We start from the raw sequence: 13,603 nt of genomic DNA on the forward strand, positions 1-13,603 counted from the left end.
CTGCGTGTAGACACTTCCGATATGGATACAGAGGATTTCAGGCTCATGAGTGAATCGATCGAGCTTGCAGCCAGCCTGGGCTCAAGAGCTGTTGTCCTGCACCCCGGCAGGATCCATGATGGCCGTGAAGCTTCCTTCGAGAACATGGTATCTAACCTCAAGCAACTTGCAGTACAGGCAGCTGACCTCGGAGTGATGCTGGGGCTTGAAAATAAGGAAGGTACAGATCCTACGAACCTTTGCTGCCTCGCGGAAGAACTTGTGGCTGCTGTGGAAGCTGTGAACTCGGATAATCTGAAGATCACGCTGGATATCGGACACGCAAATCTTACCTGCGGGGGAGACCCAGGCAAATTGAGGACATTTGTCAGAACTGTCTCATCCCATGTGATACACATGCATATGCATGACAATGGGGGTAAGTGGACCAGTACTTATGACGGGGACGAGCACCTTGCTCCTGGCAGAGGCAATGTAGACTATACTGTATTAAAAGAGATCCATAATTATAGAGGTATCTACAATCTTGAAGTGTTCTCCATGCCGGATGTGCGTTCAGGTAAAGCTACTTTAATGCAGTGTCTGGGCAAGGACTGAGCTTTTCTCGATCCGGGGAAGCGTGTAGTTAGGTGGTACCACCAATATCAGCCTTTCTGAAAGTTCCAGTACCCTGGCAGTTACAGAGCCCATTATTTTCTTTAAACCATTTTTACCCTGGTTCCCCATGACGATCAGATCAACCTCATAGCGATTTGCAACATTGACTATTTGTGCAGGCGCATTCCCTTCTTCCACGACTTTCTTTATTCTGGAACTGTCAAACCCTATCTCGACCAGTATATTTTCGATAGTTGATAAAATAATGTCAGCTCCCTCTTTCTGCCATGATTTCATGCCCATACCCTTATCTGCAAGTACATGAAGGACTATGAACTCCGTCTCCTCATTTGCTATCTTTTTGGTGACCCGTGCAGCATTTTCTGAATATATCGAGCCATCAGTGGGTAGTAAGATCTTCATCATACCTTCATTAGAGTTAAATATATTAAAGTGCTTTGAATCGGTATTGTAATATATTGGCTGCAATACATATTTGAACTTTCAGGTGAAATACCATGAAGTATCAGAAGTTCAGGAAAATGGATAGCAAAAAATACCTTGATGTCACACGGTTCCTGAAAAAGACAACACATCTCACTGCAAGAGAATGGGTGATAGCTCACCTCTGTGCAGACTTTAAAGATGCATCTAACCGTTCCGAGATGACATGGATAGGCTCTAATCTTAAGGAACTTGTCCCCTTTATGGACGAGGAGTACACACGTCAGGAAGTTTCAAATGCAAGAGCATCGTTCAAGAAAAAAGTTCAGCGCAGTGGAACCACTTTTTTTTATGCCTATTATGCAGGTCTCATCACGCAGGAAGAAATGATAGGCATGATACATAAGATGGTACAGGACATGAAGAAGCTCATTGAAACTGAAGGTGGCGAGATCCCGGCAGAGCATGCGACCGAAGTGCAGATGCTTGTGGCAGACGTGCTCAGAAGGATCAATGAATCAATGGAAGAAGATTATTACTAAAAAGTTCAATTCTTCTTTTCCATATACCTTTCGTAATAAGCAAGCATGTGCTTTTCGATGCGCCTCAGGTAATGGGCCTGTACCTTTGAGATATAAAGTTTATTGGGTCCGATCTGCATGACAATATCCGAATCCTTCGGACCTTTCATCTCAACTGGCACTATCACAGGCCCGCCGCATGTGGTGCACAACCTGAGGTCTCCTTTATGTTCCAGTATGAAAGCTTTGACCTCAGGGTCAATATCCAAGCTCCTTTGAGTTCTTTCCATGTGTAGCTTGCATTAAGTAGCAACTATATGTATTTTGCTGCAACCTGTCCAAGAACATACTTAAATACACGGACATGGAATTTTATAATGTAGATATTATGACCAGAGTTGTGATATCATTGCTGTTGATCGCAGCCATATATCTTTGCGGTTGTATCGAGAAAGAAGAGGACGAAATTCCAGTATTTACTGATCCTGGCTACCCGAACACTTATTTTGCCCATCCGGTCCTGGGCTGGTATCTTAATAAGACAGCCCATATATATGAAACTCAGGGAGAGCCAGCTGCTTTCCTGTATTATACTTCGGATCCTCTTCTGAGTACAAGGGATGGTGATCTGAGATTACGGGTCCGTACACTTGAAAATGATCCCGTCAACCTCGAGACCTTAAGAGGGCTTGGCATAGATATACTCACGGTTTCTGCAGATGGCACCATTATTGTGTGTTATGCCCCCATCAGCAGTCTGCAGGACCTGGGAACACTTGACTTCGTTAAAGATGTAAGTTCTGAGAAGCAAGAGTGAATCATCAAAACAGATCATCAGGGAATTTTAAATCAGATGAAGTATTAACTAAAGCCCATGTTGATGCGCGATAGGAACAAACTGGTCATATGGCCAGCCTATATAGATAAGAACAGGTCAAGAAGTCAGGGGCGTATTATTTCAAAAAAATCATCTGTTGGCGAGCCTACCCTCGCTGAGATCGAAAAAGCAGCATTGAAGCTTGGTCTGAACCCTGAAGTTGAAAAAGATAGATCCTATCCCCGATCATGGTGGGAAAAGAGTGGCAGAGTTCTCATCGATAATACCGCTCCTAAAACCCAGCTTTCAAGAAAAATAGCTGCGGCTATTAAAGAAATACGCTCATAATAGCGGAAAGACCGATCTGAAAAAGAAACAATAAAATAAGAATTCATGGCCAAAGGCCATACATGGCATTGAGCATCAGGACAGCAAAGCCTATTACTGCACCAAAAACCAATACTGCCTTTGGATCTATGTGAATTGCTTTCTTGTCTGCTTCATAATAACGCATCAGCCCGGCTGATGACATCAATCCGCTACCACTTGAACTTTTCTTAGACATATTTTCTCCTGATGGTAAATAAGCTATATTTATATTAGTGCTTTATGCTGTGAATTGTATTCAACCATTTAAAGCCTTATGGTGTTCATCCAATCATATGAACAATTCATCCAGCAGGAATGGTGGATAATATACGCCTTTTTCTGTGATAAGGGCAGTGATATTCTCCATAGGTGTTGCGTCGAATGCCGGATTATACACCTTTACATCTTTAGGGGCTATTGCTTTTCCATTACAGAAACGCAACTCATCTTCGTTCCTTAGTTCTATCGGTACGGTTTCTTCCCATCCTTCAAGATCAAAGGTGGACAAAGGCGCAGCTACATAGAAGGGTATCTCATGCTCCTTTGCAAGCACGGAGTGGGTATATGTCCCAATTTTGTTAAAGATCACATCGCCTGTTATCCTGTCAGCTCCCACTATGACCTTGTTAATAACCCCTTTTCTCATCAAGTGGCCTGACATCGAATCCGCTATCAGGGTGACAGGGATATTATCCTGCATCAGCTCCCAGGCAGTGATCCTGCTTCCCTGGTTAAGTGGGCGGGTCTCGCATGCTACTACCTGTATTTGCTTACCGTCTTCAACCGCCGAGCGTATCACGCCAAGAGCTGTACCCCAGTCCACACAGGCCATCCTGCCGGCATTGCAATGAGTAAGCACCACATCGCCATCTTCCAGCAATCTGGCACCATTTTCCCCTATTTTTCTGTTCTTGACAACATCCTCGTCTGCCATCCTTTTTGCCTCCGAGAGTGCCACATTTTTTATTCCTTTCAGGTCATACGCATCGTTGATGGCATGCAATATCCTGTCAACCCCCCATGCAAGATTAACGGCAGTGGGTCTTGTAGCCTTTATGGTCTTTGCCGCTACTTGCATGTCTTTTAGCAATGAATCCATGTTCTTGGCACTACTAAGCCTGGCTGCAAGAGCCATGCCATATCCGCCCGCAGCCCCGAGAGCCGGAGCTCCGCGCACCCTGAGTGACATGATGGCCTCACACAGGGATGCGAGAGTCGTACATTCTATCACTTTGTATTCTGATGGAAGCAGAGTCTGATCGATCATTACTATTGCATTTGATTCATCATTCCAGTCTATGGTCCTCATGGTATCTGCTTTGTAAAGGTGCAAAGGAGGATAAAAATGTGAAGGTTGGTATATTGGTCGGCAAGCCCGAAGACCGTGCCCGCAAGTCACGGGTGGGATATGTTTATTGGAGTCGGATATTCTTCCTGGGAAACTTATTCTTTTTTATCTTATCCTATGTAATAAATATATTAAATATCGTAATAAATAATCAATCACTTGAGGAGAAAATATGCATCTTTCCAACTACATTGGCAAGTACTGGACAGGAGCTGAGGTTATCTATGCAGTGATCATCGCAATGACCTTTACCAGTGTTCTTAGGACTTACATTGCCATACCAGTGGGATCATACTTCCCTATAATATATTCTGCGCTTTTCTGCTGCATTGCATGGGGGATCGCTGATGGTTCATTCTATATATGGGAGAGAAATTATAATCTCGGAATAGAGAACAATATAATAGATATATGCAAGTCCGACCTGAAAGGAGAGGCTGCAATTCCCCTGATTAGCGAACAGCTTGAAAATACGATTATTAGTAATATTTCTGAAGAAAAGAGGCTTGAATTATACAGAGATCTTACATTGCACCTTGCAGCAACCGGGAAAAAAGAAACAGTATCTACCCGGGACGCACTTAATATAATCTTGGGCACATCCCTGATATCCACAGCCTCAGGAATCATAGTTGTCCTGCCATTCTTTCTGGCCGACAAGCTGATCCATGCACTTGCAATGTCCAATCTGCTGGGAATATTGCTATTGTTCATCACCGGCTACTACAGGACATACGAAAAGGACCTTTACGGCAAGGTGAGATCAGGCTTTGGCACTACGGTCATAGGCATGTCGATCGCAGCGATAACTATTGTATTGGGCGGTTAAGGGTATAAAGTGGCTGATAAGACATGATCAGGCATTTAAGATCGCATTTCCCTTTCCATTTATATATCCTCTTCTCCTAATATCATCCAATGCAAAAACCCCTCATAATACATGACCCTGTGCACAAGACCATCATCCTTGATGAGTTCGAGCAGATGCTTCTGAACACGCGTCATGTCCAAAGGCTCAGGAACATACAACAACTTGGGTTAGTTGACCATGTCTATCCCGGTGCCAATCACACCCGTTTCGAGCACAGCATCGGCACCATGCATATGGCATCTGTCATCGGCCAGTCGCTTTCCCTTGAGGAAGGGGATATACGCAAGATAAGGATTGCAGGTCTATTGCATGATGTAGGTCATTCTGCCTACTCCCATGCAGTTGAAAATGTTCTTAAGCGCAATCCTCAGTTGCAGCCAATGGTCGAAGACAGGAAGTTCATAAAGCACGAAGCTTTCTCAAGGGACATCATAAGGATGCTGCCACAGGACAATTTCATTGCAAGGTACACGGAGTCGGAATTTGGTACAGATCCTTTTTATTTCTTTGATGAGATCGCAAATATAGCTACAGGTGACGCATGTGCCATATCCAAGCCGTACCTCGCCCAAATAATAGCAGGTGACGTGGATGCTGACAGAATAGATTTCCTCCTGAGGGATTCCTACCATACAGGCGTATCCTTCGGGCTCATCGATGTTGACCAGATAATCGACAGCCTCCTCATCAAGGACGGGAATGTCGTGTTGGGAAGTCCGGAAGGCTCGGACTATGGTAATGAAATGGCACTCACAGCTGCAGAATCCATGTTAATATCCCGAGCTCATCATTATACTGCCGTCATACACAATCCGAAGACCCAGGCCGCCAGGGTGATGCTGCTTTACTCCCTTGAGGATGCACTTGAGCGTTTCAGAAATGTGTCTGGAACAGAAGCTGCAAAGGACGAGGTAATTCGCTTTTTCACCGAATACAACGACCACGACCTGCTTGGTTTCATCAGGTCACATGCAGCTGAAAGATCTCTCCGGCTACTTGATGACCTCCGGGATGGCAGGCTGTATATACCTGTTGCAAGGTTCAGCCAGAAGAGGCTCAGGCCTTCCACAAGGATGGCACTTGCAACCATTGCCCGCCATGGTGTGGCTAAGATGAAATTCGAATCACGTCTTGCCCGGGAACTGGGAGATGTGCTGGCAGACCTGGATGTAGCATCGGGCGTTCCCAAAAGCATGAGAGTATTGATAGGGGATGAAGAAAGTTTCTTCTATGATGAATCAGCCCTGGCCAACGGACTTGTCAGATCCATCTCAAGACAGCTTTCACTTACGACATTTGCACATCCCGATGCTGTCGCAGGGATAGATGGATCAGTGGTTTCCGCTCAGATGCATAAAATTGTGGATGAACTATCCCCCAGGCTTCTGGGTTTTATTCGTGCTGAACAGTATCTTCCCATAGAAGGCATAATACTGCTTTTCTACGCAATATACAATATCTTTAAGAAGGAAGAAACCGGTTTCATCTCAGTGCCACGGCTCAGGCATATTACCTGGCTGTACCGTACCATACTTCAGTTCAGCGATCATGCTTCGCTGAAGAATCTTTTCGAGTATGACTTCCATGAAAGATATGGGTTCCCATATAGTGACAAAGCCTTCGAGGATATACAGGTGCTTGTTGCTATGGGCATAGTAGATGAGGATCTGAGATATTATGAAAAGAATGGCAGATACAGACAGAGATACGAGTACGTGCTCACGCATGAAGGTGCGGAATATGCGCGCAAGATCGCAGGGTCTTATGCTTCGGAATTCAAGCAGATAGAGAGCTATGTCTTGATAAATAAACACTCTATTCCCAAGGACATGGTGACCATGTCCATGGCAAGATATGCGCCTTCAAAACATATCTAGGAGCTATTTATGGAAAATGGAGAAATGGTGCTGTTGAGGACTTTCCTCAAAGAGAAGCCAAGAGAGTTCATAGTATGCGTTTCTGAGGATGCTTTCCACAGCGATTTTGGTATTATCGAGCTCTCAGAGCTTTTTCGGCTTTCCCCGGGTGATAGGATATGTTCTCACAAGGGCCAGGAGTTCATTGTGCAGAAACCTCGTATGCCGGATATGTTCAGGCATGCACAACGCTCCGGTGCGCCCATGATGCCCAAGGATATAGGCATGGTCATCGCATACACCGGGATCTGTAAGAATGATGTGGTATTGGATGCAGGAACTGGGTCCGGTATTCTATCCATGTACCTTGGCTCCATAGTAAAGAAGGTCATCACCTATGAGATAAAAGAGAATTTCGCAAACCTCGCACGTAGCAATATTTCAAAAGCCGGCCTGGATAATGTGGAAGTGCGTTGTGGCAATATAGTTGAAGAGATCGACAAAATAGAAGAAAAGTTCGATGTCGTTACCCTTGACACCGTTAATTCCCCGGAAGTCGTTCCAAAGGTACGTAGGGTGCTTGTACCCGGCGGTTTTGTGGTAACATATTCCCCCTTCATAGAACAGACCATCGCAATACGCAAAGCACTGGATGCATCAGGTCCCTGGGATGTTATGACAATAGAATGCATCGAAAGGCCGTTATCAGTATCAGAGAGAGGCACAAGGCCAGGAACAGGCGGGGTAGGCCATACAGGTTATATCACTATTGCCAGAATATGACAAAGTATTCAGACCGATCATTCAACGCCTTCGGAAGTTATGGTAAACTCACAGCTTATGCCTTCCGGAAGAGAACGATGTTTCCTGAGAACTGCCCGCCGTTTTCCATCACCGAGGCGCTCTAACTGAATAATGGTCTTGGATATATGCTCTATTATATTGCCGCCAACAGGGCGCAGAATACCTGAAGGGATATCTGTGTATACCTGATTGGTTATGACCGCCACAATGCCATATTTTCTTGCAAGGCTGTGCAGGAAACCTATCTGGCTGCCAAGCTCACGCCTTGCCCTTAGGGCAGAATCATCCTGCTCCAGTTCAAATCTGTAAAAGGCGGTAGCAGAGTCTACTATAATAAGACCTATGTTCTCTTTGATGACCTTTTCAAGTTCTCTTACCGCAGCATGTTGTTCTTCAAAGTTATGAGGTTCATAGATTATTATCTGCTGAGCTATTTCCTTTGCTCTTTCTCCTGCTATCTGTCTGAACCTGCTGGGAGAAATACCTTCAGTATCGATGATTATGACCTTCTTGTCTTGCCTGACACATCTTATGGCAAGCTGAAGACACAGATTTGTTTTGCCGCTGCCAGCTTCTCCAAAAAGCTGGGTCACAACTCCAGCTTCCAATCCTCCTTCAAGGAGGTCGTCGAGTGATTTGCAGCCAGATGCTAAATGTGAATCTATGTAAACACCTCTTGAGATTACTTGCTATACGGGGATAATTTATATCATCTTTTTGTAAAGGCGTATTGTGATCATATCTGGTAACTAACAGCCTCTCTGCAGAGTCTTTACTAACCATATTTGTTACCAGTTGTAATTTTTATGTATGTAAATGTGCTGTGAAAAACCGTTATTAATCCATAGATCATTTCTATAATTTACCTTCAAACGAGAGATCAAAGTTATTGAGAAGGCTTTTCTGCTTGTGTTTTTTAAATGGACACAGGTAACGCCTACTCATAACTTAATTATATATAAGTAAAATAATAAAGTAGAATGGACGCGAGAAAAATGCCTGAAGTCATTATATATACAACAAAAACCTGCCCCAAATGTGAAATGCTCAAACGGGCTCTTAAAGAGAGCGGCGTGGTTTTCAAGACCACTGATATGTCCACTCCTGAAGCTCTCACAGAACTGAGGGTCAATGGAGTGTTCACCCTTACAGCTCCTGTATTGCAGATAGATGAAGAGTTTCTCACTCATGAAGAGCTGTTCAATGGAATGGAAGTAAAAAGAGAAACGCTTGAAAATTTACTTTGATCGGAAGGAGATTGGATAATGGATACATGCATCATTGGTACACAGGATAAGAAGGAAAAAGAAGTTGAAGGGAGTGACAAAAGGCTTAAGTTCATGGGTATTGTTCAGGAGGACATGACACTTCCTCAAAAGCAGGCCGTACAAAGGACCCTTGATGGTCATTCCATATCCGTAATGCCAAAAGTGCGTACCACTGACGGGCACATGGTGGACTGGGACCGTAATATAGTGGTCAATCAGCTGATGAAGGAAACAGGGCTTGCCGCAAGGTTCCACAACAAATCAGGTATAAGCAGAGAAGAAGCCCAGGAAATTGCAAAGGATACCGAGAGGCGCATAAGGCAGCTGGACCTCAAGTTCCTTTCAGGCCCACTCATCAGGGAAATGGTGAATATGATCCTGCTGGAGCGCGGACATGTGGAATGGAGAAATGTATCCACCAGAGTGGGTACTCCTGTATATGATGCCTGCGAGATCGACCTTGGTTCAGGTTTTGAAGCAAAGGATAATGCAAATCTGCAGGAGAATGCCGAAACATCGCACAAGAAGAAAGCAGACAAGATCTCCAAAGAGCAGTATTTGCTGCTGTTGCCACCCAGACTTGCGGACCTGCACCTTAACGGCGACCTGCATATTCACGATCTTGAATATCTGGGCACACGTGCCTTCTGTCAGGACTGGGACCTGAGGTATTTCTTCTACTACGGTCTCATGCCCGACGGGTCCGGTGCCAAAGCCAGTGTTGCAGGCCCGGCCATGAAGGCAGAGGTTGCCATCCTGCACGCAGTAAAAGCATTGGGCAGCGCTCAGACCAACTTCGCCGGTGGACAGGGGTTCTATAATTTCCTGACATTCCTTGCACCTTACTTCGAAGGCAAGAGCTACAAGGATATCGAACAGCTTATGCAGATGTTCGTGTACGAGATGACACAGATGATGGTGGCCCGGGGAGGCCAGGTTGTCTTCTCCTCAGTGCAGTTGTCTCCAGGTGTGCCCAAGCTCTGGAAAGATCTCCCCGTAGTTTACAAAGGCAAAGTGCATGATGGCACCAATGGTACTGTCAGGCGCACATATGGAGAGTTCGAACGTGAGGTAAGGCTGGGATTTGCAGCCCTCATGAACGTGATGCTTCAGGGAGATAACTGGGGTAAGCCGTTTAACTTCCCTAAACCTGAGATCTCCATTGAACCGGATTTCATGCAGGAGGACGAGATGTTCAACCGTGCTCATCCGGAGCTTCCCACCTATGATGGCCTGTACACCCTGGCATTCGAGCTGGCTGCGAAGTTCGGTACACCTTACTTTGATAATCAGCTTCCTGAGTACAGAGGGGCCGGAGAAGGTATCTCATGTTACCAGTGCTGCGCATATCAGTTCTCTGCTAATGCAGATGCAGATGACAGCTTTGATGACAAACTTCATTTCAAGGATGGTAAACACTTCTCCATGGGTTCATGGCAGGTAGTTACACTGAATTGCCCAAGGGCTGCATACAGAGCGAACGGTGATGATAAGGCCCTCTTTGCAGATCTCAAGAGCCTGATGGACCAGGCGATCAAGATATTTGCAACCAAAAGACAGTGGATGGAGAGTATTATAGAGAATGAACGGATGCCCTTTGCGACCCAGCGTCCAAAGGACCCGATGACCGGTAAGAAGGGCTCAATAGCAGTGGATATAGACTCACTGGTATATACCATAGGTGTCGTGGGCATAAACGAGATGGTGCAGTACCACACAGGTAACCAGGTATATGAGTCAAAGGCTGCCTTCAAGTTCGCGATAAGAGTTATGACGGAACTTGAGATGTATGCACGTGAGCTGGGCCAGAAGCATGGGATCGAGATAGCACTTGCAAGGACCCCTGCAGAGACCACAGGTCAGAGGTTCGCTGTATCCGACCTGTTGCATGAGGAATATGCAGATAGTGCAAAGCAGGTCGTGCAGGGTGATCTGGAAACGGCCTTGGCAAAGATAAAGGACACACATGACCTTCCCATCTATTATACCAATGGGACTCATGTGCCACCAGGTGCTGACATATCCCTTGCTGACAGGATAAAGATAGAACATGTGTTCTTCCCCATAGTGGATGGAGGCAACATCTGTCACATCTGGCTGGGAGAAGGTTCACCGGACCCAAAGGGTCTGAAGGAATTTGCCATGAACATTGCAAAGAACACACAAGTAGGATATTTCACCTTCACCAAGGACATGACGATCTGTCTGAACGATTTCCACATGATGTCCGGTCTTAAGGATGTCTGTGAGAACTGTGGTTCTTCCAATGTTGAACAGATGTCCAGGGTCACAGGATATATCCAATCTGTCAGCGGCTGGAATGCTGCAAAGAAGCAGGAACTGGCAGACAGGAAGAGATATAAGGTAGCTGGCATAGCCTGATAGTGGTGTAATGAAAGCCAATTACGGCTCATACATACCCATTTCGACGGTAGACTGGCATGGGAAAGCGGCAGTAGTTCTCTTTTTAAGAGGATGCCCTTTCCGCTGCCCCTACTGCCAGAACTATGAGATCCTGACAGGATCCGACCTTGTTGAATTGAAGGTCCTGAAGGATAAAATTGAAAGTTCCATCCCATTTATAAGCAGTCTCGTAATTTCCGGCGGAGAGCCCCTTCTACAAAAAAACGTTGTGAAGGAACTGTCAAGGTTTGCTAAGAAAAAGGGGTTGCTTGTCGGCATACACACCAATGGTTTCTATCCACAGGTTATTGAAGAACTCCTAAAGGAATCATTAGTGGACGGTTTTTTCCTGGATATCAAGGCTCCTATGAACGACCCTATATCTTACGGTAAGGTCATTGGATGTGATGAATATAACCTTAATCTGAAACCAGAGGAAGTGATAGGAAATATCGCAAAGAGCCTTGATCTTATTTCCAAGAGTAATTCACATCTGGAAGTAAGAACTACTGTTATACCCGGCCTTGTGGGCAGCAAGGAAGACATTGCTGCTATAGGTCGGTTTTTATCCTCTTATATTAAGGACAAAGATATAGCCTATGTGATACAACAGGGACTGCCTGAAAATGCAATGTCTGAGAACTTAAGGGACATAAAGCCTTTTACAAGAGAAGAATTACTTGAGATGGCTAAAGCTGCATATCCTTTCCTGCATAATGTCTGGATAAGGACAAAAGAAGCAGGCAATGAACGGGTTAACTTCGAATTCATTTGAAGCTTACATAATTTTTTTATGCGCCAGACTCCATACAATATAGTGTTGGAGTTAATCGCATGAAAAGAACCTATCAGCTGCTGGTTGTATTATTGATCTTCATAGGAACAAGTGTTGCAGGCTGTATATCTCAAATGAGCACAGAGTCATCACTTCAATCCCCTCAGGTCACCGTGTACCCTGCTTCTAAGAACAGTGTATCATACGAATATGCGAGTGATGAAATGCTCGCGGAAGATGTCACTTCTGAAGTTTACGTTTCTGAAAGGAAGACCATTACGAGTGTAGAGATGTCTATAGAAGTGGACAATGCATCCAGGACTGTAGACGATATAATTACAATGACAACAGCAGCAGGAGGTTATGTATCCAGTTCTTCTGTGTATGATCTTTCATATGATAGTACTCCTCGTCAGGAGGGCTATGTTACAGTAAGGATCCCCTCAGAAAATTATACTGCTTTTGTGAAAGATATTGAAAATCTGGGTGACCTTAGTTCTAAAAGTATAACAGGTACTGATGTAACAGAGGAATACATAGACCTGGAAGCAAGGCTCAACAATCTGCAAAAGCAGGAAAAACGCCTGACTGAGATCCTTAATATGTCCAATACCGTCGAAGAAGTGCTCAGCGTAGAACAAGAACTTGAGAGGGTGCGTGGAGAAATAGATAGTCTTACTGGAAGGTTGCAGTATCTGGACAACAGGATAGATCTCGCTACGATCAATATCAGAGTAACAGAACCAACACCTATCACACATTCCTGGGGCATGAGGGATGCTCTTTCCAGTTCAGTACAAGGTTTTGTGTCAACTGTCAGAGCTATGGTGATCCTGGTGGGATATCTGCTTCCAATTGCAATAGTGCTTTCCGTTCTAATTACTATTGTATTTGTAATAGGCCGCCAGGTACACAGGAAACGATAACCCTGTAATCCTTTTTATTGAAAGCCATGATCTGTAGAAGGTGTGGAAGCCTTAAATATTATATTGGATGAATGTCTATGACACATACAATTAAATAAAAGTTGTCTGGTTTATTTATAAAATTTTTTCAAACACTGAATGATATCCTATGAACTATATACCAGTTTCACAGCTTGGGGAAAGACCCCTTATATCAATCCTTTCTACTATATTCCATGAACTGCCGGATGGAGTTATTTCAGGCGCAGGTGCTGATGACTGTGCAGTTATCGATATAAATGAAAGTTCATATCTCGTAGTTACCACGGATATGCTGCACCGCATGACAGATTTTCCCAAGCAGATGAGTCCCTGGCAGATCGGGTGGATGTCGGCAGCAGTCAACCTTAGTGATATTGCCGCTATGGGTGCCCGACCAACGGGTTTACTGGCTGCTATAGGTCTTCCACGTGACACAGATGTCAGTTTTGTGGAAGAGATAGCAAGAGGCATGAGGGACTGTACCAGGGAATACGATACTGCGGTCATAGGAGGGGATATTGACACCCATGATGAACTTACTATTTGCGGCACTGCTCTTGGAACTGTACCAAAAGGAGAACTG

At 44.8% G+C, this 13,603-nt stretch carries 17 protein-coding genes; 12 read left to right on the forward strand and 5 right to left on the reverse strand.

Translation table 11 applies throughout. The features are described from left to right. Positions 1-597: sugar phosphate isomerase/epimerase family protein (locus AB7U21_RS06215; protein ID WP_428387760.1), on the forward strand; the 597-nt coding region annotated here is incomplete at its 5' end. On the opposite strand, the gene AB7U21_RS06220 is transcribed toward AB7U21_RS06215, so the two are convergent. Beyond that, positions 571-1,023, reverse strand: coding sequence for a universal stress protein (locus AB7U21_RS06220; protein ID WP_333786751.1), 453 nt, complete (start codon positions 1,021-1,023; stop codon positions 571-573). The two genes, AB7U21_RS06215 and AB7U21_RS06220, sit on opposite strands and share 27 nt — an antisense overlap. A 92-nt stretch (positions 1,024-1,115) precedes the next feature. On the opposite strand from AB7U21_RS06220, the gene AB7U21_RS06225 reads away from it, so the two are divergent. Beyond that, positions 1,116-1,583 (forward strand): DUF5806 family protein, encoded by a 468-nt coding sequence (locus AB7U21_RS06225; protein ID WP_292351726.1) that lies wholly within the window; start codon positions 1,116-1,118, stop codon positions 1,581-1,583. 5 nt (positions 1,584-1,588) lie between these two features. Here AB7U21_RS06225 and AB7U21_RS06230 read toward each other — a convergent pair whose 3' ends face one another. Then, the gene (locus tag AB7U21_RS06230; RefSeq protein ID WP_333786752.1) at positions 1,589-1,852 is read right to left on the reverse strand and encodes a hypothetical protein; all 264 of its coding nucleotides are present in this window, start codon (positions 1,850-1,852) and stop codon (positions 1,589-1,591) included. 74 nt (positions 1,853-1,926) lie between these two features. Here AB7U21_RS06230 and AB7U21_RS06235 point away from each other — a divergent pair, with 74 nt between their 5' ends. Further along, positions 1,927-2,379, forward strand: a complete 453-nt coding sequence (locus tag AB7U21_RS06235; protein WP_333786753.1) for a hypothetical protein — start codon at positions 1,927-1,929, stop codon at positions 2,377-2,379. A 63-nt stretch (positions 2,380-2,442) separates the two neighbouring features. After that, the gene (locus AB7U21_RS06240) at positions 2,443-2,727 is read left to right on the forward strand and encodes a signal recognition particle protein Srp19 (protein WP_333786754.1); all 285 of its coding nucleotides are present in this window, start codon (positions 2,443-2,445) and stop codon (positions 2,725-2,727) included. 43 nt (positions 2,728-2,770) lie between these two features. Here the strand turns inward: AB7U21_RS06240 and AB7U21_RS06245 are convergent, their stop codons facing one another. Next, the gene (locus tag AB7U21_RS06245; protein WP_333786755.1) at positions 2,771-2,944 is read right to left on the reverse strand and encodes a preprotein translocase subunit Sec61beta; all 174 of its coding nucleotides are present in this window, start codon (positions 2,942-2,944) and stop codon (positions 2,771-2,773) included. 93 nt (positions 2,945-3,037) lie between these two features. Then, a complete protein-coding gene (locus AB7U21_RS06250; protein WP_333786783.1) occupies positions 3,038-4,057 on the reverse strand; it encodes an S-methyl-5-thioribose-1-phosphate isomerase in 1,020 nt (339 codons plus the stop codon). Positions 4,058-4,268: 211 nt separating this feature from the next. On the opposite strand from AB7U21_RS06250, the gene AB7U21_RS06255 reads away from it, so the two are divergent. The 3 genes from AB7U21_RS06255 (at position 4,269) to AB7U21_RS06265 (ending at position 7,606) form a co-directional block, all read left to right on the forward strand. Next, on the forward strand, positions 4,269-4,925 hold the full coding sequence (locus AB7U21_RS06255) for a VIT1/CCC1 transporter family protein (protein WP_333786756.1): 657 nt from the start codon (positions 4,269-4,271) through the stop codon (positions 4,923-4,925). A gap of 89 nt (positions 4,926-5,014) precedes the next feature. Continuing rightward, on the forward strand, positions 5,015-6,844 hold the full coding sequence (locus tag AB7U21_RS06260; protein WP_333786757.1) for an HD domain-containing protein: 1,830 nt from the start codon (positions 5,015-5,017) through the stop codon (positions 6,842-6,844). 9 nt (positions 6,845-6,853) lie between these two features. After that, positions 6,854-7,606, forward strand: a complete 753-nt coding sequence (locus AB7U21_RS06265) for a tRNA (adenine-N1)-methyltransferase (protein WP_333786758.1) — start codon at positions 6,854-6,856, stop codon at positions 7,604-7,606. A gap of 17 nt (positions 7,607-7,623) precedes the next feature. On the opposite strand, the gene radB is transcribed toward AB7U21_RS06265, so the two are convergent. Next, positions 7,624-8,292 carry a DNA repair and recombination protein RadB gene (radB, locus tag AB7U21_RS06270; RefSeq protein WP_333786784.1) on the reverse strand — a complete coding sequence of 223 codons (669 nt, stop codon included), beginning with the start codon at positions 8,290-8,292 and terminating at the stop codon, positions 7,624-7,626. Between the two features lie 330 nt (positions 8,293-8,622). Between radB and AB7U21_RS06275 the strand changes: the two genes are divergently transcribed. The 5 genes from AB7U21_RS06275 to AB7U21_RS06295 all read left to right on the forward strand — a co-directional run. After that, entirely contained in the window at positions 8,623-8,874 is a 252-nt protein-coding gene (locus AB7U21_RS06275) for a glutaredoxin family protein (RefSeq protein WP_333786785.1), read from the forward strand. A gap of 93 nt (positions 8,875-8,967) precedes the next feature. Then, positions 8,968-11,277, forward strand: a complete 2,310-nt coding sequence (nrdD, locus tag AB7U21_RS06280; RefSeq protein ID WP_333786786.1) for an anaerobic ribonucleoside-triphosphate reductase — start codon at positions 8,968-8,970, stop codon at positions 11,275-11,277. A 10-nt stretch (positions 11,278-11,287) separates the two neighbouring features. Next, positions 11,288-12,073 carry an anaerobic ribonucleoside-triphosphate reductase activating protein gene (locus AB7U21_RS06285; RefSeq protein ID WP_333786759.1) on the forward strand — a complete coding sequence of 262 codons (786 nt, stop codon included), beginning with the start codon at positions 11,288-11,290 and terminating at the stop codon, positions 12,071-12,073. 59 nt (positions 12,074-12,132) lie between these two features. Next, the gene (locus AB7U21_RS06290) at positions 12,133-12,999 is read left to right on the forward strand and encodes a DUF4349 domain-containing protein (protein ID WP_333786760.1); all 867 of its coding nucleotides are present in this window, start codon (positions 12,133-12,135) and stop codon (positions 12,997-12,999) included. A gap of 148 nt (positions 13,000-13,147) precedes the next feature. Then, a partial coding sequence (locus AB7U21_RS06295) for a thiamine-phosphate kinase (RefSeq protein ID WP_428387766.1) occupies positions 13,148-13,603 on the forward strand: 456 nt, incomplete at its 3' end.

The organism is Methanomethylovorans sp. (genome assembly GCF_050177135.1).
Taxonomy (GTDB): Archaea; Halobacteriota; Methanosarcinia; order Methanosarcinales; family Methanosarcinaceae; genus Methanomethylovorans.

Coding starts and splice junctions, on each gene's coding strand:
- AB7U21_RS06260 (WP_333786757.1), top strand. CDS start 5,015: ATGCAAAAACCCCTCATAATACATGACCCTGTGCACAAGACCATCATC.
- AB7U21_RS06225 (WP_292351726.1), top strand. CDS start 1,116: ATGAAGTATCAGAAGTTCAGGAAAATGGATAGCAAAAAATACCTTGAT.
- AB7U21_RS06255 (WP_333786756.1), top strand. CDS start 4,269: ATGCATCTTTCCAACTACATTGGCAAGTACTGGACAGGAGCTGAGGTT.
- AB7U21_RS06220 (WP_333786751.1), bottom strand. CDS start 1,023: ATGATGAAGATCTTACTACCCACTGATGGCTCGATATATTCAGAAAAT.
- AB7U21_RS06290 (WP_333786760.1), top strand. CDS start 12,133: ATGAAAAGAACCTATCAGCTGCTGGTTGTATTATTGATCTTCATAGGA.
- AB7U21_RS06240 (WP_333786754.1), top strand. CDS start 2,443: ATGCGCGATAGGAACAAACTGGTCATATGGCCAGCCTATATAGATAAG.
- AB7U21_RS06265 (WP_333786758.1), top strand. CDS start 6,854: ATGGAAAATGGAGAAATGGTGCTGTTGAGGACTTTCCTCAAAGAGAAG.
- AB7U21_RS06250 (WP_333786783.1), bottom strand. CDS start 4,057: ATGAGGACCATAGACTGGAATGATGAATCAAATGCAATAGTAATGATC.
- nrdD (WP_333786786.1), top strand. CDS start 8,968: ATGGGTATTGTTCAGGAGGACATGACACTTCCTCAAAAGCAGGCCGTA.
- AB7U21_RS06245 (WP_333786755.1), bottom strand. CDS start 2,944: ATGTCTAAGAAAAGTTCAAGTGGTAGCGGATTGATGTCATCAGCCGGG.
- AB7U21_RS06285 (WP_333786759.1), top strand. CDS start 11,288: ATGAAAGCCAATTACGGCTCATACATACCCATTTCGACGGTAGACTGG.
- AB7U21_RS06235 (WP_333786753.1), top strand. CDS start 1,927: ATGGAATTTTATAATGTAGATATTATGACCAGAGTTGTGATATCATTG.
- AB7U21_RS06230 (WP_333786752.1), bottom strand. CDS start 1,852: ATGGAAAGAACTCAAAGGAGCTTGGATATTGACCCTGAGGTCAAAGCT.
- AB7U21_RS06275 (WP_333786785.1), top strand. CDS start 8,623: ATGCCTGAAGTCATTATATATACAACAAAAACCTGCCCCAAATGTGAA.